The sequence below is a fragment of the Roseateles depolymerans genome, assembly GCF_003387155.1.
Classification (GTDB): domain Bacteria; phylum Pseudomonadota; class Gammaproteobacteria; order Burkholderiales; family Burkholderiaceae_C; genus Roseateles; species Roseateles depolymerans.
This window is the reverse complement of record NZ_QUMT01000003.1, coordinates 599,871-617,102: the sequence shown is the minus strand read 5'-3', so window position 1 is coordinate 617,102 and position 17,232 is coordinate 599,871. Positions and strand designations below refer to the sequence as shown.

Sequence of the window (17,232 nt, the reverse complement as noted above, 5' to 3'; positions counted from 1 at the left end):
GCGGTCCGGTTTCGGGCCATTTTGCGTCAAACCCGCCACTGGCACCGGCATGCCTGTATCCGGGAGCGTGGAGGGCGGATGCGCCGCGGCCTGCAACACGCCTGCGACGGGAATGTCGATGCCGTCACGCACGCGATGCAGCCCGACAAGCGCCGGAAACATGCCAACTGAGGTTGGACGCCTACAATTCAAGGTTTCTGGATTACACGAATCAGGACGACGCCGTGAGCAGCGACCCCGTGAGCACCCCCAAGCCCCACAACGCTGGTCACCGCGCTGGTGACAGCGGTGGTCAACCTGCTGCGCTGGTCGGCGTGGTCATGGGCTCCAGCAGCGACTGGGAGACCATGAAGCACGCCGCCGACCTCCTCACTGAGTTCGGCGTGCCCTTCGAAGCCCGGGTCGTCTCCGCCCATCGCATGCCCGACGAGATGTTCGCCTACGCCGAAGCGGCCGAAGGCCGGGGCCTGCGGGCCATCATCGCCGGGGCCGGCGGCGCCGCCCACCTGCCGGGCATGCTGGCCGCCAAGACGCTGGTGCCGGTGCTGGGCGTGCCGGTGGCCAGCCGGCATCTGCAGGGGGTCGATTCGCTGCACTCCATCGTCCAGATGCCCAAGGGCATTCCGGTGGCCACCTTTGCCATCGGCAATGCCGGCGCCGGCAATGCGGCCCTGTTCGTCGTGTCCATGTTGGCCCGGGACAATCCGGCCCTGCGCGATCAGCTCGACGCCTTCCGCAAGCGCCAGACGGCCGCTGCCACGGCCATGACCGAGGAGCTGCGCTGATGCCGCTGCTGCCAGGCGAAGCCACCCTGGGGGTGCTGGGCGGCGGCCAGTTGGGCCGCATGTTCGTGCAGGCCGCCCAATCGCTGGGCTACACCTGCGTGGTCCTGGACCCGGATGCCGCCAGCCCGGCGGGCGCCGTCGCGCAGGCCCATCTGAAGGCCGACTACCTCGACGCCGCCGCGCTCGCCCAACTGGCCCAGCGCTGCCACGCCATCACCACCGAATTCGAGAACGTGCCCGCCCGGGCGCTGGACTCGCTGGCCGCCACCCGCACGGTGGCCCCCGCCGGCCGCGCCGTGGCCGTGTGCCAGGACCGCGCCCGCGAGAAGGCCCATTTCGTGGCCAGCGGCGTGCCGTGCGCCCCGTATGCCGTGCTGCGCAGCACGGCCGACCTGGCGGGTGTCAGCGACGAGCTGCTGCCCGGCATCCTCAAGACCGCCCGTCTGGGATATGACGGCAAGGGTCAGCGCCGGGTCACCGACCGGACCCAATTGGCCCTCGCCTTCCAGGAGCTCGGCGGCGTGGAATGCGTGCTGGAGCAGATGCTGCCGCTGGCGCTGGAGCTGAGCGTGCTGGTGGTGCGCGGGGCCGACGGCCAGGCGGTCACCTATCCGGTGCAGCAGAACCTGCATCGCGACGGCATCCTCGCCGTGACCGAAGTGCCGGCCCCGGACGTGCCGCAGGCCCTGCAGGCCCAGGCGCGGCAAAGCGCTGTGGCCATTGCGCAGGGCCTGTCCTATGTGGGCGTGCTGTGTGTCGAATTCTTCGTGCTGAAGGACGGCCGTCTGGTGGTCAACGAGATGGCCCCCCGCCCGCACAACTCCGGCCACTACACGATGAATGCCTGCGACGTGTCGCAGTTCGAGATGCAGGTCCGCGCCATGACCGGGCTGCCGCTGCGCGAGCCGCGGCTGCATTCGCCGGTGGTCATGCTCAATCTGCTGGGCGACCTGTGGTTCACCGCAGAAGGTGAGGAGCGCACGCCCGACTGGGCGGGGGTGCTGGCGCTGCCCGGTGCTTCGCTGCATCTGTACGGCAAGGCCCAGGCCCGTGTGGGCCGCAAGATGGGCCATCTGAACCTGACCGGTGCCACGCCGGAAGCGGCGCGTGAGAGCGCCCGCCAGGCCTGCGCCTTGCTGGGGTTGCCCCAGCAGTGGTGAATGCAGTGGTGACTCCCATGGAAGGGCCGACGCAGCCGATGACGGTGGACATGACCCAGGTCCTGGACGGACAGGCGCCGGCGTCGGTCGAGCGCGCAGCTCGCACGCTGGCCGACGGCCAGCTGCTGGGCCTGCCCACCGAAACCGTCTACGGACTGGCCGCCCGCGCTGACCAGGATGCGGCGGTGGCCCGCATCTTTGCCGCCAAGGGCCGTCCGAGCGACCATCCGCTGATCGTCCATGTGCTGGACGAGCAAGGCGCCCGCCATTTCGCGCAGGACCTGCCGCCCGTGGCGCATCGCCTGATCGAGGCATTCTGGCCCGGCCCCTTGACGCTGATCGTGCAGCGCCGGCCCGACGTTGCCGCGGCCGCTGCGGGCGGGCAATCGACGGTCGGCCTGCGCAGCCCATCCCATCCGGTGGCGCGTGCGCTCATGGCCGCCTGCCGCGACCTGGGCGTGGAAGGACTGGCCGCCCCGAGTGCCAACCGTTTTGGCCGGGTCAGCCCGACCACGGCGGCCCATGTGGCGGAGGAGTTCGGTCCGGCGCTGCTGGTGCTGGACGGCGGCCCCTGCGAGGTCGGCATCGAATCGAGCATCGTGGACTGCAGCCGCGGGCATCCCGTCCTGCTGCGTCCCGGTGTGCTCACGCCGGCCCAGCTGGAAGCGGCCGCTGGTGAACCGCTGCGGGCCCCGGACCGTTCAGCCCCCAAGGCGTCGGGGACCCTCGCGGCCCATTACGCGCCCCGGGCCACCGTTCGGCTGCTGGATTCCGAGGCGCTGCAGCAGGCGCTGGCCGGTCCGTTGCCCGCGGGGCTGGCGGTATATTCCCGACATGCCGGTCTGGCGGGCCTGGACGGTGTCATGCACCGTCCGATGCCCGATCAGGCCAAGGCCGTGGCCCGCGAGCTGTTTGCGGTGCTGCGGCAGCTGGATGCGGCCGGTGCGGCGCAGATCTGGGTGGAAGCACCGCCGGCCGATGCGGCCTGGGACGGTATCCGGGATCGTTTGTCCCGAGCGGCGGCGGCTTTTGCGACGCCGGAGTTTGATGATTTGGAGAATTCATGAAGAGTTTGAAGCGCCACCTGGCGATTCTGCTGGGGGCGACCGCGATGCTGGCTGCCTGCGGCGGCGGCAGCTCACAGATCGATCCGTTCCGGCCCTCGCGCCTGATTGCCTTCGGTGACGAGACCAGCGCCCTGCGCTCGGACGGCAGCAAGTACACCGTCAATGCCACCGATGCCACGACCGGCGCCATCGCCTGTTCGTCCAACCCGATCTGGGTGCAGTCGCTCGCGTCCTACTACGGCCTGGTCTTCAGCCAGTGCAACACCTCCAACCTGGCGGCGACCACGGCGGTGATGTATGCCTCCGCTGGCGCGAAGGTGGCCGACGTGGCCCGTCAGGCCGACCAGCAATTCGCCCTGGACGGCTTCAACAACAAGGACCTGGTGACGGTGCTGGCGGGTGTCAACGACATCCTGGAGCTCTACGCCTCCTACGGCGCGCAGGGCGAGCAGGTGCTCGGCGATGAAGCCGAGGCCCGCGGCAAGGCACTGGCCGCGACGGTCAACACCATCGCCAATGCCGGCGGCAAGGTGATCATCTCCACCATTCCGGACGTGGGCGTGACGCCGTTCGCCGTGTCCGAGCGGGCCTCGCATGCCGACACCGACCGCGCCAAGCTGCTGTCCGACCTGTCGTCCCGCTTCAATCTGGGCCTGCGCCTGAACGTCCTCAATGACGGCCACAAGATCGGCCTGATCCTGACCGACGAACTGACCCAGACCGCCGCCAAGTACCCCAGCGCCTACAGCCTGGCCAACTCGACGGAAGCGGCCTGCCTGGCCGCCTACCAGCCGCCGCTGTGCACCGACAAGACGCTCAACAGCGCGGCTTCGGCGTCCACCTACATGTGGGCCAGCAGCACGCTGCTGGGGCCGTCGGTGCAGGCCCGCATTGCGTCGCTGGCACAGACCCGCGCGTCGAACAATCCGTTCTGATCGGACCGTCTCCGACACCCAAAGGGACAGGCCATGCCTGTCCCTTTTTCATTGCGTGCGCCATGCACCGATTGGGTGAATGGCCTCTACGACTTTGGTCGCCTTCGCACATTGCACTGAAATGTGTTGCGGCTGCGCCGCGACCTTGCACTGAATGTGCGCAGGACCCTGGCATGCTGTCGTCATGTCAGGGTTTTTACGTTTAAAAACGTAGAGAGCCCTGCGCTTATAGTGGTCACTGACAAAAACGAACGACCGTTCGATTTAGTGCCTCTCTCCCGGAGCACAAACGACGGAGACAACCCTGGAGAAGTCTGAATGAATCGCCATTTCCCCTTGGCCGGCCTGACGCTGGCTGCGTCCGTGCTGCTGACCGCCTGCGGCGGCGGCAGCGAAGCTTCGAGTGACGACGCACCTCCGGCCCGCGGCGCGGTCCTGCTGGGACAACTCGGCGGCCAGGCCACGACGGCGCAGATCGACGCCGGCACCAGCGCCAAGAACATCCAGGCTCTGACCGGTACGGCCAAGTGCAACGTGGACGTGCACTACGTCTACTACATGACCCGCGACCCGAACGGCAACCCGGCCACGGCCTCCACCGCCGTTCTGCTGCCCAGCGGCTCCGATGCCTCCTGCACCGGCAATCGTCCGGTGATGCTGTATGCCCACGGCACCACCACGCTCAAGAGCTACAACATGGCTCAGGTGACGACCAATACCGAGGCGTCGTTGGTGATGGCCTTCTACGCCGCCCAGGGCTTTATCGTGGTCGCCCCCAACTACCTGGGCTATGACCGCTCGGGCCTGAACTACACCCCCTACCTGAATGCGGAAGCCTCGGCGGTCGACATGATCGACGGCCTGCGCGCGGCCAAGAGCTATCTGGCCTCCGCTGCCACCACCACCCAGCCGTCCAGCAAGCTGCTGATTTCCGGCTACTCGCAAGGCGGCCACGTCGCCATGGCCACCCACAAGGTGATCGAGCGTGACTACGCCAGCGAGTTCACCGTGTCGGCCTCGGGCCCGATGTCCGGCCCCTACAACCTGGTGGGCTTCGGCGACACCATCGTGTCGCCCAGCGGCCAGGTGAATGCCGGTGCCACGCTGTTCCTGCCCCTGATGCTGACCAGCTACCAGAAGGCCTACGGCAACATCTACAGCGCCACGACCGACGTTTATCAGTCGCCCTATGCCGCTACGGCCGAGACCCTGTTCCCGACCGACACGGACGTCTCGAAGCTGATGGAAGACGGCAAGCTGCCGAAGGACACCACCTTCACCAAGCTGTTCGGTACCGGCGGCCTGCTGACCGACAGCTTCCGCACCGGTTACGCCACCTCCAACTTCCGCAAGGCCTTGCAGACCAACACGCTGCTGGGCTGGACGCCGAAGCATCCGGTCTTCCTGTGCGGTGGCGCCAATGACCCGACCGTGTTCTACACGGTCAACACGCCGGTGGCCAAGCAGTCGCTGGGCGCCCTGGCCACGGCCTTCAACGTGGAAGACGCAAGCTCGGTGGGCGCCACCGTCTATGGCGGTTTCCAGCAAGGCAAGGCCGCAACGGCCGCCGCGGCGATCAAGGCTGCGGGCTTGCAAAGCGGTGACGCAGGCGCTGCCGCTGTGGGCGCTGCAGGCGTTCAAGCCGCCTATCACGGCACCCTGGTGCCTCCGTTCTGCACCGCCGTCGTTCGCGGTTCGTTCCAGCGCGTGCTGGCCGCCGGCGGTTGATGTCTAAAAAGAATCGGAGACCCATGATGAAGAAGAACATTTCCCTCGTCGCCGCCGCTGCCCTGCTGGCCCTGAGCGGTCTGGCCAGCGCGCAGGACGCCGCCGTCGGCACCACCACCGTCTATGTGGGCCTGGCCCACATCGACGTGAACAGCAAGGCGGCGGCCCTGTCGGGCGGCTCCAAGCAGTTCCCGGAACCGGGCGCGCAGATCCGCGTCGGCGACCAGACGACCACCGGCTTCGGCCTGGTCTATCGCTTTGCCGACAACTGGAGCGGCGAGCTGGTGCTGGGCGTGCCGCCCTCGCACAAGGTGTATGGCAATGGCGTGCTGCGCAATGCAGGCCAGATCGCAGTCGTGCGGCAGATGCCGCCGACGGCCTTCGTCAACTACCACTTCGGTCCGTTGCTGCCCAAGCTCTATCCGTTCGTCGGTCTGGGCGTGAACTACACCTACTTCGAGAAGACTCGCAGCACCCCCACCGGTGACGCGATCTCGGGCGGTCCCACCAAGATCTACCTGAGCAACTCCTGGGGCGCCGCCGCGCACGTGGGCTTCACCGTGCGCTACACCGAGCGCTGGTCGCTGGTCGGCACCGCCGCCTATGCGGATGTGAAGAGCAACATGCGCGCCGTCACCACCACCAACACCGGCGAGGAAACGCTGCGCACGCGCATCAATTTCCGCCCGATGGTGTACACGCTGTCGCTCGGCTACTCCTTCTAAACGAGGGGGAGGCCCTTCCCGGGCCGGCCGGGGCCACTACACTTGCTGCATGAGCGTGTTACTGGCCCTGGATAGCTCCACCGAACACATGGCTCTGGCCCTTCTGGGTCAGGGCCATTCTGCTTTTGTGGATGCCGATGGGGGCGCGCAGGCGTCCCAGCGGATGGTGCCGGATGCCCTGCAATTGCTGAAGGACGCCGGCATGAGCCTGTCCGACGTGGACGCGGTGGCCTTTGGCCAGGGGCCGGGGGCCTTCACCGGCCTGCGCACCGCCTGTTCCGTCGCCCAGGGCCTGGCCTTTGGGGCCGGCAAGCCGGTGCTGGCGCTGGACAGCCTGATGCTGGTGGCGGAAGACGCCCGGCTACAGCAACTGCAGCAGCAGCCACCGGACACGCTTGAATCGACCCTGCGCATCTGGGTGGCCATGGACGCCCGCATGGGCCAGATCTACGCCGGCCACTATCAATGGAATGGCCAGCACTGGGAGGTGCTGGACGCCCCCCTGCTGACCGACCCGGCGCCGCTGCTGGCCCGCTGGGCCGCCTCCCCACCGGCCTGCGTCGCCGGGACCGCGCTGCTGGCACTGGGCCTGGACACCGGATCTGCCGTGCGGATCGAACAGACCCGCTCCCGCGCCCGTGCGCTGGGCTCGCTCGCCCAGCAGGCCTGGGCACAGGGCCTGGCGATGGACCCGGCCCTGGCCCTGCCGCTGTATGTGCGGGACAAGGTGGCCCAGACCACGGCCGAACGAGCCGCGGACAAGGCCGCCGCCACGGCGCAGCCACAGCCGCAGTCGCAACCCCCCGCTGTGCCCGCAGGCCCGACTGCCGGCTGAGGAGCTGTTGCATGAGCGCCCAAGCCAAGGACATCCTGCTCTCACCCGCGCTGCAAGCCCTGCAGCCGCTGCGCACCATCGACCTGGACGAGGTGATGGCCATCGAGAACGTGGCCTACAGCCATCCCTGGACGCGGGGCAACTTCATCGACTCACTGGCCGCCGGTTATGTCGGCTTCGTGCTGCGGGACGGACAGGGCCGCCTGTGCGGCTACTTCCTGGCAATGCAGGTGATCGACGAGATGCACCTGCTCAACATCACCGTCGCCCCCGACCTGCAGGGGCAGGGACTGGCCCGGCGCATGCTGGACGCGCTGGCGGTGCTGGCCCGGGCCCGGGACTGTTTCCAGATCTGGCTCGAGGTGCGGGTGAGCAACGAACGGGCCCGCCGTCTTTATGAGGCTTATGGATTTGTACAGAGCGGACTGCGGCGCGGGTATTACCCCTGCGCCGACGGCCGAGAGGATGCGCTGCTGATGACGCTGCGACTGACCGGAGGCAGCCCATGAGCTGGAGTGACCGTCAACGCCGGATGCTGGAGGCCATGGGGCTGAAGATCTGGGTGCCGCCTTCCGTGGGGGCGGCCCAGGCAGTCCCGGTGGGCGAGGCGTCGGGCGCTGACGCGGCCGATGGCGAGACGGCCGGCGTGCGGCCAGGCGCCGTGCCGCGCGAGCGGGTTGCTGCCCAGGCCCCGTCAGCCGCCGTGGCCGTGGCCGAGCGGCCGCGTGCGCCCGTGCAGGCGCGGGCGGCCGATCGCGCGGCGCCAGGCTCCGCTGGCGGACCGCCACCGGCGCAAGCGCAGACGGAACGCGCGGCGGGGCCGACCGCCGAGCGGGCGGCCGATGTGCTGTCCCGCGCCTTGCCCGCGGCCGTGGGGGATGCCGTCGGTGCAACCACCCAGGCCGACCGCACCGGCCTGTCCCGCCAGGCCATCGCCAGCCTCGACTGGGACGGTCTGCGCGACGCCGTGTCGCAGTGCCGCGCCTGCGGTCTGTGCGAGACCCGCAAGAACACCGTCTTCGGCGTCGGCCATTCGCAGGCGCACTGGATGATCATCGGCGAGGCGCCTGGTGAGCAGGAGGACCTGCAGGGCGAGCCCTTTGTCGGCCCGGCCGGCAAGCTGCTGGACAACATGCTGCGCGCCCTGGGCCTGAGCCGTGGCGAAGGGCCGCCCGAGCAGCAGGTATTCATCGCCAACACGCTCAAGTGCCGACCGCCGCGCAACCGCAATCCGGACCCCGCCGAGCTCGCGCAGTGCGAGCCCTTCCTGCAGCGCCAGATCGAACTGATCCAGCCCCGCATCATCCTGGCCATGGGCCGCTTCGCGGTGCAGCAGCTGCTGCAGAGCCAGGAGGCCATTGGACGGTTGCGGGGCCGTGTCCACCGCTACCAGGGCGTGCCGCTGGTGGTCACCTATCACCCGGCGTATCTGCTGCGCAATCTGCCGGACAAGGCCCGGGCCTGGGAAGACCTGTGCCTGGCGCGCCAGACGCTGGCGTCCGGGGGCGGGCGTCCGGAGGCTGAATGACCCACGCCGCGCCGCCGCCCTCGCGCCGATCCCGTCCGACGCTGTCGGCGCAGGATCAGGCCGCCCAGTTCCGTCTGCTGGCGGACAACGTGCCGGTGCTGATTGCGGTGTTTGATGCCCACGACCTGACCTGTCTGTTCGCCAACCGCCGGTATGCCGCGGCCTTTGGCCTGGACGAGGACGCCATCCTCGGCCTGACCGTGCGCGAAGTGATCGGCGAGGAAGCCGCCCGGGAAATCGAGCCGCAGGTGCGGCTGCTGCTGGACCAGCATGTCAGCGCCAACTATGAGCGGCGGCTGCTGGGCCGGGACGGCCAGGTGCGCTGGATCGAGGTCAACCTGGTGCCGCATCTGTCGCCTGACCGCAAGGAAGTGCTGTCGGCCTTCGTGCTGATCAACGACATCACCCGCTACCGCGAGGCCGAGCTGGCCGTGCGGGAGTCGGAAGAGCGCATGGCCAAGTTCATGCAGGCGTCGATGGAGGGCATCGTCTTCCACCGCGACGGTGTGATCACCGACGCCAACCCCGCGCTGTGCGAGCTGCTCGGGCTGCCACTGTCGTCGCTGGTGGGCCGCCAGGCGCTGGATCTGGTCGCGGCCGAGGAAGTGGCCATGGTGCGATCGGTGATGGAGGCGGGCGAGGAGACCCATTACGAAACCGTCGTCATCGATGGCCAGGGCCACCGGCTACCGGTCGAGCTGATCGTGCGCACCTTGACCTGCCAGGGCCAGCACTACCGCATGGGCGTGGTGCGAGACCTGCGCGCCCAGCATGAGGCGATGGCCCGCATCCATCACCTGGCCCATCACGATGCGCTGACCGGCCTGCTCAACCGCAACACCCTGATGGAGCGGCTGCGCGAGCGCCTGGCACGCGGCGGCGAAGGCGCCGCGCTGCTGTTCATCGACCTGGACAACTTCAAGCGGGTGAACGACTCGCTGGGCCATCTGGAAGGCGACCAGGTGCTGCGCACGGTGGCCGACCGGCTGCGCGCCGGGCTGCGGGCGGGGGACCTGGTGGCCCGATTCGGCGGCGATGAATTCGTGGTGCTGCTCGAGCATGTGACGCAGCGCAAGGACGTGCTGGTGGTGCTCAACGCGCTGCTGAGCGTGGTGGAGGTGCCGGTGCGGGCGGACGGACGGGACCTGTCGGTCACGCCATCCATCGGCGTGGCGCTTTATCCGGACCATGGGCAGACGCCGGAAGACCTGCTGCAGCATGCGGACACGGCGATGTACCTGGCCAAGGCGGCCGGCCGCGCCACCTACCGGTTCTTCGAACCCGCGATGGCGGCCACCGCCTATGCCGACCTGGTGCTGGAAGGCGAACTGGCCCAGGCCCTGACCGCCGACGAATTCGTGCTGTTCTACCAGCCGCAGGTGGACGCGCAGACGGGTCAATTGGTCGGGGCCGAAGCGCTGCTGCGCTGGCGGCATCCGGTGCGCGGCCTGCTCACGCCTGATGCCTTCATCCTGGTGGCCGAGAGGCATCGGCTGATGCTGCCGCTGGGCGAGTGGGTGATGCGCGAAGCCGCGCGCCAGACCCGGTTGTGGCATGACAGCGGCGTCGCCTCGGTGCCGATTGCCGTGAACCTCTCCAGCATGCAGTTCCGCCTGGCCAGTTTCTCGAAATCGGTGGGCCAGATCCTGAAGTCGGCCGGCGTGCCCGGCGAATGGCTGGAGCTGGAACTGACCGAGCGCATGCTCACCGAGGAGATCGAGCGCCTGCCCGAGCTGCTGCAGACGCTGCGCTCCCAGGGGCTGGCGATTTCGATCGATGATTTCGGGACCGGCTATACCGCCCTGAACCAGCTCACCCGGCTGCCGCTGGACAAGCTCAAGATCGACCAGAGTTTTGTGGCGGTGCTGCCGGACGATAACGGCGCCGCTGCCATCACCCGGGCCATGGTGCAGATGGCCAAGGGCCTGGGCCTGCGGGTCGGGGCCGAGGGCGTTCGCAATGCCCGCCAGTGGCATCTGCTGGCCGAATGGGGCTGCGATGAGCTGCAGGGTGAAGTGATTGCCAGCGCCATGCCGGCGGATGAATTCGAAGCATGGCTGGCCCGGCGGGGTCGGCCAACGCTGCCCAGGATCGACCCATGACTGCTGCTTCCCAGCCCCCGGCTGAACTCCCTTCCCATCCAGACGTTGCCGATGCCATGCAGGCCCTGCTGCGGCAGGCCCTCCAGGAGGCCGGCGGCTGGCTGCCGTTCGACCGCTACATGAGCCTGGTGCTGTATGCGCCGGGGCTGGGCTATTACGCCAACAGCCTGCGCAAGTTCGGCACCATGCCGCAGCAGGGGTCGGACTTCGTCACCGCGCCGGAGCTGTCGCCGCTGTTTGGCCAGGCCCTGGCCCGGCAGGTGTCGCAGGCGCTGACCGTCAGCGGCACCCGCACCGTCATCGAATTCGGTGCGGGCAGTGGTGCCCTGGCCGAGCAGTTGATCGACACGCTCGATGCCCTGGGCACACCGGTGGACCACTACCAGATCGTGGACCTGTCTGGCACGCTTCGGCAGCGGCAGGCCCAGCGCCTGGCGCGCTTCGCGCCGCGGGTGCAATGGCTGGACCAGTGGCCGCAGGAGATCCACGGCGTGCTCGTGGCCAATGAACTGCTGGACGCCATGCCGGTGCAACTGCTGCACTGGACCGGCAGTCAGTGGCGTGAACGCGGGGTGGAGATGGATGCGCAGGGCGGGCTGTGTTTCTCGGACCGGCCCACCACCGCACGGCCGCCCACGCCGCCGGAAGCCGACATCACCTTCGTGCCTGGCACCGTCACCGAGGTGCATGCGCAGGCCGAGGCCTTTGTCCGCACCCTGGCCGACCATCTCAAGCGCGGCGCCGCCTTCTTCATCGACTACGGCTTCCCCGAGTCGGAGTACTACCACCCGCAACGCACCGGCGGCACGTTGATGTGCCACCACCTGCACCGGGCCGATCCCGATCCGCTGTCCCTGCCGGGGCAGAAGGACATCACCACCCATGTGAACTTCACCGGCATTGCGCTGGCGGGGCAGGAAGCCGGGCTGACGGTGCTGGGCTACACCACCCAGGCGCACTTCCTGATCAACTGCGGCCTGGTGGACCTGATGGAAGGCGCCGACCTGGCGCAGCGCGGCATGGCGCACCGGCTGATCGCCGAACACGAGATGGGCGAGCTGTTCAAAGTGATTGGCTTTGTGCCGGGCGAGGAATTCGACGCCATCGGCTTCCAGCGCGGCGACCGGTCCTACATGCTCTGAACCGGCTCCATCGCCCGCAGGGCGTTGAGCCGTGCCAGATGGATCGCCTGCCCGATGGCCGGCCCCTTGCGGCCCGCGGCCAGGGCCTGTGCCGAGATGGCGGCGGTATCCACCGCCAGCACCGCCGCGAGGGACTGCAGCATCCAGGGCCGCTGCGGATAGTCCCGGTTCTCCATGCCGGTGCGGCCGCGCACATCGCATTCGCACGCCAGCAGCATCTCCTTGAAGCGGTCGGGCCGGCGCAGGGCGTCGCAGCGCTCCAGCAGCCGCAGGCGGGCCTCCGGGCTGAAGCCCAGGCTGCTGTGGAGGTGAATGTGCTCGCGGGCGACCAGCACGGCCAGGTCCCGGCACTCGGTCGGCACCCGCCAGTGGGCGGACAGGGCCTCGGTCAGCGGCACGCCACGGGCATCGTGGCCCGGATGACGGGGCCAGTCGGCTTCCGGGGTGTCTCCCTTGCCCAGGTCGTGGCAGAGCGCCGCAAAGCGCACCGTCAGCGGCGCCTGCACCCGGGCGCATTGGTCCAGCACCAGCAGCAGATGGGCGCCGGTGTCCACCTCCGGGTGATGAACCGGTGGCTGCGGCACCCCGAAAAGACGGTCCAGGGCCGGTGCCAGCCGGGCCAGGGCCCCGCACTCGCGCAGCACTTCGATCATGCGGGACGGACGGTCCTCCATCAGTCCCCGGGACATTTCCTGCCACACCCGCTCCGGCACCAGCGCGTCCACTTCGCCGTTGTTCACCATCTCCTGCATCAGGGTCATGGTCTCCGGCGCCACACTGAAGTCACTGAAACGGGCGGCAAAGCGGGCCAGGCGCAGGATGCGGACGGGGTCTTCCACAAAAGCCTGCGACACATGCCGCAGCACCCGCGCCTGAAGGTCCCGCTGGCCGCCGTAGGGGTCCACCAGCGAGCCGTCCTCGGCCTGGGCCATGGCGTTGATGGTGAGGTCGCGGCGCGCCAGGTCCTGCTCCAGCGTCACGTCCGGGGCGGCATGCACCTGGAATCCTCGATAGCCAGAGCCGGTCTTGCGCTCGGTGCGCGCCAGCGCCACTTCCTCATGCGTTTTGGGATGGAGGAAGACCGGAAAGTCCTTGCCCACCGGCAGGTAACCGGCGTCCAGCAGGGCCTGCGGATCGGCGCCCACGGCCACCCAGTCCCGGTCCTGGACCGGCAAACCCAACAGCGCATCGCGAACAGCGCCGCCGACCAGATACATTTGCATACTCATGTTGCGGTGCAGCATCCCCAACAGTGGGGGTAGTTAATTTACGCTAGCTAGGTATATTCACCATGTCACCTGCAAATGAGTGTCCGCTACAGCGGACCAAAGGGCCGAGAGAGACACCGAGCCAGGCAGGTTGACCAGCAGTTGGGAGTGTATGAATGAAGGTAGTCGTCGCTCTCGGATTGGTGTTTCTGAGTCTCGCCGCCCACGCCAAGGAACAGCAGGTCCCACCCAAGCTGTCTTCGGCGGTCCGCGGGTTGTCACAGCTCCCTGCGGAGCCCGTGGCGGCTGAGTCCAGTTTTGTCCAGCGTAGCCAGTCTGAGCCGGTCCAGTTGCCGGATGTTAATGAGCAGGAAGGTGCGGATTCGTTGCTGCCCTCCCTGGGCAGTGAATCGCAAACGCAAGCGTTGATGCTGGGTGGCCTTCTGGCCATGGGCTTCCTCGTCCGCCGCCGCCGCGAGGATTAAGGCCGTCCCGGCCGGACGGGTGCCAGGGTTCCTGGCGCCCGTCTGTTTCCCTTGTTGAGGCCGGATTGCGCCTCAGATCACCGGCTTGAGCACCGGCACCGGTCCGCTCACGTCCCGGTACGGTTCTTCAAAGTCCAAAAAATCCTTTTCCGCCAGTGCCGCGGCGACCCAGTCCTGCACGGCCGGTGTCGCCTCCAGGCGCTGAGCGTACGCCTGGGCGAGCGGGGGCAGTGGCAGGCCATAGCGCGTGACGCGCATGACCACCGGCGCAAAGAAAGCGTCCGCGGCGCTGAAGGTGCCGAAGAGGAAGGGGCCGCCACAGGCCTGCAGGGTGTCTGTCCACAACTGGCCGATGCGTTCCAGGTCGGCACGTAGCGCGGGTTCGCGGGCCAGCAGTTGCGGGCCCACCGTCTGTAGGTCCGCATCAATGTTCATCGGACAGTGGGACCGCAAGGCGCCAAAGCCGCTGTGCATCTCCGCGCAGACCGTGCGTGCGCGGGCGCGCCGGGCCCGGTCGGTCGGCCACACGCCGCGGTCCGGGAAACGCTCCGCCAGGTATTCGACGATCGCCAGGCTGTCCCAGACCGCCAGGCCATCCTCCACCAGCACCGGCACCTTGCCGGTCGGCGCCACGGCGCGAACCTCCTTGTAGAAGGCCGAGTCCGGCGTGAAATCGAAACGCAGCGCCCGCTCCTCGAAGGGGATCTCCATCGCCTTCATCAGCACCCAGGGGCGCATCGACCAGGACGAGTAGTTCTTGTTGCCGATCAGCAGGGTCAGGCTCATGGAGGCGCTCCCGGGGGATGGTGGAGGAGGGATGGGCGGGGTGTCAGTTGCCGTTGGCCGGCAGGTCCTGGGCCACGGCGGCCGTGGTGCCGGCAGGCCCGATGACGCGGCCCAGGCGTTCGCGCAGCTGCGTGCCGCCCTCACGGCCCATCAGCTGGGCATAAACCGTGGCGTTGGACAGCACCTTGCGCACGTAGTCCCGGGTCTCGTTGATGGGGATGTTCTCGGTCCAGATGGCGGCATCCAGCGTCGAGCCTTCCCGCCAGCGCCGCGGCCGGTTGGGGCCCGCGTTGTAGGCCGCCGCCGCCATGGCCTGCGAGCCGTCGAAGCTGTCCAGCACCAGCTTCAGGTAGCCAGTGCCCAGGCGCAGATTCACGTCCCGGTCGTGCAGCATCTCCGGCTTCACGTCCAGGCCCAACTTCTTGGCGGTCCACTTGGCGGTGGCCGGCATCACCTGCATCAGGCCGGAGGCGCCGACATGCGAGCGGGCATCCATCATGAAGCGCGATTCCTGGCGGATCAGGCCGTAGACATAGGTCGGGTCCAGCCCCGACGCGGCGGCGGTGCGGAACACATCGGCGCGGTAGGGCATGGGATAGCGGGTGTTGAGGTCGATCTCCTGGCGAGTGCGTTCACTGGTGGAGATGCAGCGTTCCCACAGTTCGCGCTCACAGGCCGCCTGGGCGACGGCCAGCAGCTCCCGGTCGCCCAGACCGCGCATGGTGAAGTTCCATTCGCGCTGGCCTTCGCTGCGCAGGCCCACGGCCAGCAGTTGCATCGCCCGCGACACCCCCGGCATCGACAGGGCCGCCGCACGCTCCTGCGGCGTGAGGTCGGCCGGCTGGGGCGGCAGCGGCAGACGCAGCCGCAGTTCATCAGCGGCGAGCTTGCCGTAGTAGTGCAGGGGAGAGGCCAGGCCGCGCAGCGCGTCCAGGGCTTCCTTGCGCTGGGCGTCGCCGGCGGGGCCCTTGGCGGCCAGCGTCTGCTGGGCCTTGGCCTTCCAGTACACCCACGCGGCATCGCGCTGCTCCGACGGCTTCATCAGGGCGATGGCCTCCAGCAACTGCTCCGGCCGGCCGTTGCCGCCGTCCGCGCGCAGGGCGGCCCGGGCAATCCAGCTGAGGGTGTCGTCGCTCCATTCCATCGGCACACCGGCCCGGGCCTGCAGGCGCAGGGCACGATCGAAACGATCGCTGGCCACTTCCTGCTGGCGCAGCGCGGCCTGACGGCCCAACTGCACCCACACCCAGGCGGCCAGGTCGGTGGGCAGGCGGGCGGCCCAGGCCTGCACGTCGTCGGTGGCGGTGGACGGGTCCTGCACCGCCAGGCGCTGCAGTGCCAGGGCGGTCAGTTCCGCCTGCGCACGCGGCCGGGCGGCGCCCTTGCGCTTGAGATAGCGGTCGGGCTTGTCCATGAGTTCGGTCAGGGACTGGGTCTCGGCCTTGGTCAACAGACCGCTGACCTGCTTGATGACCCGCGGCCGGTTGGCCTCGACCGCTTGGCGCATCTTCAGCCAGACGTCGGTGTCCTTGAGCTTGCCGGTCTCCAGCAGCGTGGTGGCCAGCAGATGGCAGCCTTCGTCGCTGTCGCGCTGATTGAGCCAGGCGCTGCGGGCCTGCTCGCGCAGTTCCTTGCTGCGCTCCAGGGCCGGGTCGGCCAGCAGCGCATAACAGACGACTTCCCGGTCGTCCTGCATCTTGTAGCTGGCATGGTCGCGCCGGAAGTTGGCCCAGTCGCGGCGGTGGCCCAGCTCCAGCAGCCAGTCATTGCGCAGCCGGTCTTCCACGTAACTGCCGGGCCAGCGCGCATAAAACGCGCTGACCTCAGGCTGGGTGGCTTCGGACAGACGGCTGTTGAGGTCCCAGTAGTCGAACCAGGGGGCCAGCGGATGCTGCTGGTCCAGGGCGGCCTGGCGGTCGGCGGCCAGCCGGGCGCGGTCGCGCTTTTGCCAGGCATCGCGCGCGTCCAGCACCAGGTCGGCATTGGGCGGCGGCGGATTGGGGACCACCGCAAAGGGCGTGGGCGCCTGCGCGATGGAAGGAAGCGGCGACAGGCCGATGGCGCCAAGCGCCAGGGCGGTTACAGTGATCCGAGCGAACTTCATGCCGTACTGCGATGAATGCCTCCCCCACGGACAACACCTGGCCCCATGAGAGAAACGAGCTGCGACGCGCCTTGCGGGCGCGTCGCCAGGAATGGTGGGCCAGCCCCGACGCCCGCCTTGCGGAGAACCGGCTGGGTGAACAGCTCCAAGGCCTGCTGCAGCAACTGGAGCCAATGAGCCTGGGGCTGTACTGGGCCCTGGACGGTGAATTTAACGCAGCGGACTGGGCTCTGGCCCACAAACTCGATGCAACCTTGCAACTGGCGCTCCCGTTCGCCCGAAAGGCGGGACCGAACCAGGGACCGGCGAGCATGAGTTTTCACCGCTGGGACGGCAGCGCGCCCACCCGCCGCGATGAATGCGACATTCCGACCGCCAACGGCGCCGTGATGGTGCCTGAAGTGCTGCTGGTGCCGTGCCTGGGTTTCACCCGCGAGGGCTACCGGCTCGGCTACGGGGGCGGTTATTTCGACCGATGGCTGGAAGAACATCCCGGTGTCACCACCATCGGGCTGGGCTGGGCCTGCTGCGAGGTGCCGTTCGAGGTGCAGCCGCATGACCAGCCGTTGACCATCGTGCTGACGGAAATCGAGATCATCGCGCCCTGATCGCGCCCTGATCGGGCCAGGGGCCAGCGCCGGC

At 68.5% G+C, this 17,232-nt stretch carries 16 protein-coding genes; 13 read left to right on the top strand and 3 right to left on the bottom strand.

Annotated elements, in window-relative coordinates:
* Window positions 1–320: 320 nt before the first annotated feature.
* From purE to DES44_RS16525, 11 genes are all read left to right on the top strand, one after another.
* Window positions 321–785: a 5-(carboxyamino)imidazole ribonucleotide mutase gene (gene purE, locus DES44_RS16575; RefSeq protein ID WP_058937153.1), complete on the top strand. Its 465-nt coding sequence runs from the start codon at window positions 321–323 to the stop codon at window positions 783–785.
* Entirely contained in the window at window positions 785–1,945 is a 1,161-nt protein-coding gene (locus tag DES44_RS16570; RefSeq protein ID WP_058933660.1) for a 5-(carboxyamino)imidazole ribonucleotide synthase, read from the top strand. The genes purE and DES44_RS16570 overlap by 1 nt, the downstream gene beginning before the upstream one ends.
* 17 nt (window positions 1,946–1,962) lie before the next feature.
* Complete coding sequence (locus tag DES44_RS16565) at window positions 1,963–3,012, top strand: L-threonylcarbamoyladenylate synthase (RefSeq protein WP_232310002.1); 1,050 nt, start codon at window positions 1,963–1,965, stop codon at window positions 3,010–3,012.
* Window positions 3,009–3,947 (top strand): SGNH/GDSL hydrolase family protein, encoded by a 939-nt coding sequence (locus DES44_RS16560; RefSeq protein WP_058933661.1) that lies wholly within the window; start codon window positions 3,009–3,011, stop codon window positions 3,945–3,947. The genes DES44_RS16565 and DES44_RS16560 overlap by 4 nt, the downstream gene beginning before the upstream one ends.
* Before the next feature lie 318 nt (window positions 3,948–4,265).
* Window positions 4,266–5,675: an alpha/beta hydrolase gene (locus DES44_RS16555; RefSeq protein WP_083525279.1), complete on the top strand. Its 1,410-nt coding sequence runs from the start codon at window positions 4,266–4,268 to the stop codon at window positions 5,673–5,675.
* 23 nt (window positions 5,676–5,698) lie between these two features.
* Entirely contained in the window at window positions 5,699–6,400 is a 702-nt protein-coding gene (locus DES44_RS16550) for an OmpW/AlkL family protein (RefSeq protein ID WP_058933663.1), read from the top strand.
* A gap of 49 nt (window positions 6,401–6,449) precedes the next feature.
* Window positions 6,450–7,235 carry a tRNA (adenosine(37)-N6)-threonylcarbamoyltransferase complex dimerization subunit type 1 TsaB gene (gene tsaB / locus DES44_RS16545; protein WP_083525281.1) on the top strand — a complete coding sequence of 262 codons (786 nt, stop codon included), beginning with the start codon at window positions 6,450–6,452 and terminating at the stop codon, window positions 7,233–7,235.
* An 11-nt stretch (window positions 7,236–7,246) separates the two neighbouring features.
* Entirely contained in the window at window positions 7,247–7,744 is a 498-nt protein-coding gene (gene rimI, locus DES44_RS16540) for a ribosomal protein S18-alanine N-acetyltransferase (RefSeq protein WP_058933664.1), read from the top strand.
* Window positions 7,741–8,763, top strand: a complete 1,023-nt coding sequence (locus tag DES44_RS16535) for a uracil-DNA glycosylase (RefSeq protein ID WP_058933665.1) — start codon at window positions 7,741–7,743, stop codon at window positions 8,761–8,763. The genes rimI and DES44_RS16535 overlap by 4 nt, the downstream gene beginning before the upstream one ends.
* A complete protein-coding gene (locus DES44_RS16530; RefSeq protein WP_058933666.1) occupies window positions 8,760–10,865 on the top strand; it encodes a putative bifunctional diguanylate cyclase/phosphodiesterase in 2,106 nt (701 codons plus the stop codon). The genes DES44_RS16535 and DES44_RS16530 overlap by 4 nt, the downstream gene beginning before the upstream one ends.
* The gene (locus DES44_RS16525) at window positions 10,862–12,007 is read left to right on the top strand and encodes a class I SAM-dependent methyltransferase (protein WP_058937155.1); all 1,146 of its coding nucleotides are present in this window, start codon (window positions 10,862–10,864) and stop codon (window positions 12,005–12,007) included. Before DES44_RS16530 ends, DES44_RS16525 begins: the two co-directional genes overlap by 4 nt.
* Here DES44_RS16525 and DES44_RS16520 read toward each other — a convergent pair.
* Window positions 11,995–13,230 (bottom strand): multifunctional CCA addition/repair protein, encoded by a 1,236-nt coding sequence (locus DES44_RS16520; RefSeq protein ID WP_058933667.1) that lies wholly within the window; start codon window positions 13,228–13,230, stop codon window positions 11,995–11,997. The two genes, DES44_RS16525 and DES44_RS16520, sit on opposite strands and share 13 nt — an antisense overlap.
* 161 nt (window positions 13,231–13,391) lie before the next feature.
* Between DES44_RS16520 and DES44_RS16515 the strand changes: the two genes are divergently transcribed.
* Window positions 13,392–13,700, top strand: a complete 309-nt coding sequence (locus tag DES44_RS16515; RefSeq protein WP_116001672.1) for an LPXTG cell wall anchor domain-containing protein — start codon at window positions 13,392–13,394, stop codon at window positions 13,698–13,700.
* A gap of 72 nt (window positions 13,701–13,772) precedes the next feature.
* Here DES44_RS16515 and DES44_RS16510 read toward each other — a convergent pair whose 3' ends face one another.
* Window positions 13,773–14,486 carry a glutathione S-transferase family protein gene (locus DES44_RS16510; protein ID WP_198164888.1) on the bottom strand — a complete coding sequence of 238 codons (714 nt, stop codon included), beginning with the start codon at window positions 14,484–14,486 and terminating at the stop codon, window positions 13,773–13,775.
* A 43-nt stretch (window positions 14,487–14,529) separates the two neighbouring features.
* Window positions 14,530–16,590, bottom strand: a complete 2,061-nt coding sequence (locus DES44_RS16505; RefSeq protein WP_058933669.1) for a lytic transglycosylase domain-containing protein — start codon at window positions 16,588–16,590, stop codon at window positions 14,530–14,532.
* A gap of 11 nt (window positions 16,591–16,601) precedes the next feature.
* Between DES44_RS16505 and DES44_RS16500 the strand changes: the two genes are divergently transcribed.
* Complete coding sequence (locus tag DES44_RS16500) at window positions 16,602–17,198, top strand: 5-formyltetrahydrofolate cyclo-ligase (protein WP_058933670.1); 597 nt, start codon at window positions 16,602–16,604, stop codon at window positions 17,196–17,198.
* Window positions 17,199–17,232 lie beyond the last annotated feature (34 nt).

Coding starts and splice junctions, on each gene's coding strand:
- DES44_RS16535 (WP_058933665.1), top strand. CDS start 7,741: ATGAGCTGGAGTGACCGTCAACGCCGGATGCTGGAGGCCATGGGGCTG.
- purE (WP_058937153.1), top strand. CDS start 321: ATGGGCTCCAGCAGCGACTGGGAGACCATGAAGCACGCCGCCGACCTC.
- DES44_RS16500 (WP_058933670.1), top strand. CDS start 16,602: ATGAATGCCTCCCCCACGGACAACACCTGGCCCCATGAGAGAAACGAG.
- DES44_RS16505 (WP_058933669.1), bottom strand. CDS start 16,590: ATGAAGTTCGCTCGGATCACTGTAACCGCCCTGGCGCTTGGCGCCATC.
- DES44_RS16525 (WP_058937155.1), top strand. CDS start 10,862: ATGACTGCTGCTTCCCAGCCCCCGGCTGAACTCCCTTCCCATCCAGAC.
- DES44_RS16555 (WP_083525279.1), top strand. CDS start 4,266: ATGAATCGCCATTTCCCCTTGGCCGGCCTGACGCTGGCTGCGTCCGTG.
- DES44_RS16520 (WP_058933667.1), bottom strand. CDS start 13,230: ATGCAAATGTATCTGGTCGGCGGCGCTGTTCGCGATGCGCTGTTGGGT.
- DES44_RS16515 (WP_116001672.1), top strand. CDS start 13,392: ATGAAGGTAGTCGTCGCTCTCGGATTGGTGTTTCTGAGTCTCGCCGCC.
- tsaB (WP_083525281.1), top strand. CDS start 6,450: ATGAGCGTGTTACTGGCCCTGGATAGCTCCACCGAACACATGGCTCTG.
- DES44_RS16570 (WP_058933660.1), top strand. CDS start 785: ATGCCGCTGCTGCCAGGCGAAGCCACCCTGGGGGTGCTGGGCGGCGGC.
- rimI (WP_058933664.1), top strand. CDS start 7,247: ATGAGCGCCCAAGCCAAGGACATCCTGCTCTCACCCGCGCTGCAAGCC.
- DES44_RS16530 (WP_058933666.1), top strand. CDS start 8,760: ATGACCCACGCCGCGCCGCCGCCCTCGCGCCGATCCCGTCCGACGCTG.
- DES44_RS16565 (WP_232310002.1), top strand. CDS start 1,963: ATGGAAGGGCCGACGCAGCCGATGACGGTGGACATGACCCAGGTCCTG.
- DES44_RS16550 (WP_058933663.1), top strand. CDS start 5,699: ATGATGAAGAAGAACATTTCCCTCGTCGCCGCCGCTGCCCTGCTGGCC.
- DES44_RS16510 (WP_198164888.1), bottom strand. CDS start 14,486: ATGAGCCTGACCCTGCTGATCGGCAACAAGAACTACTCGTCCTGGTCG.
- DES44_RS16560 (WP_058933661.1), top strand. CDS start 3,009: ATGAAGAGTTTGAAGCGCCACCTGGCGATTCTGCTGGGGGCGACCGCG.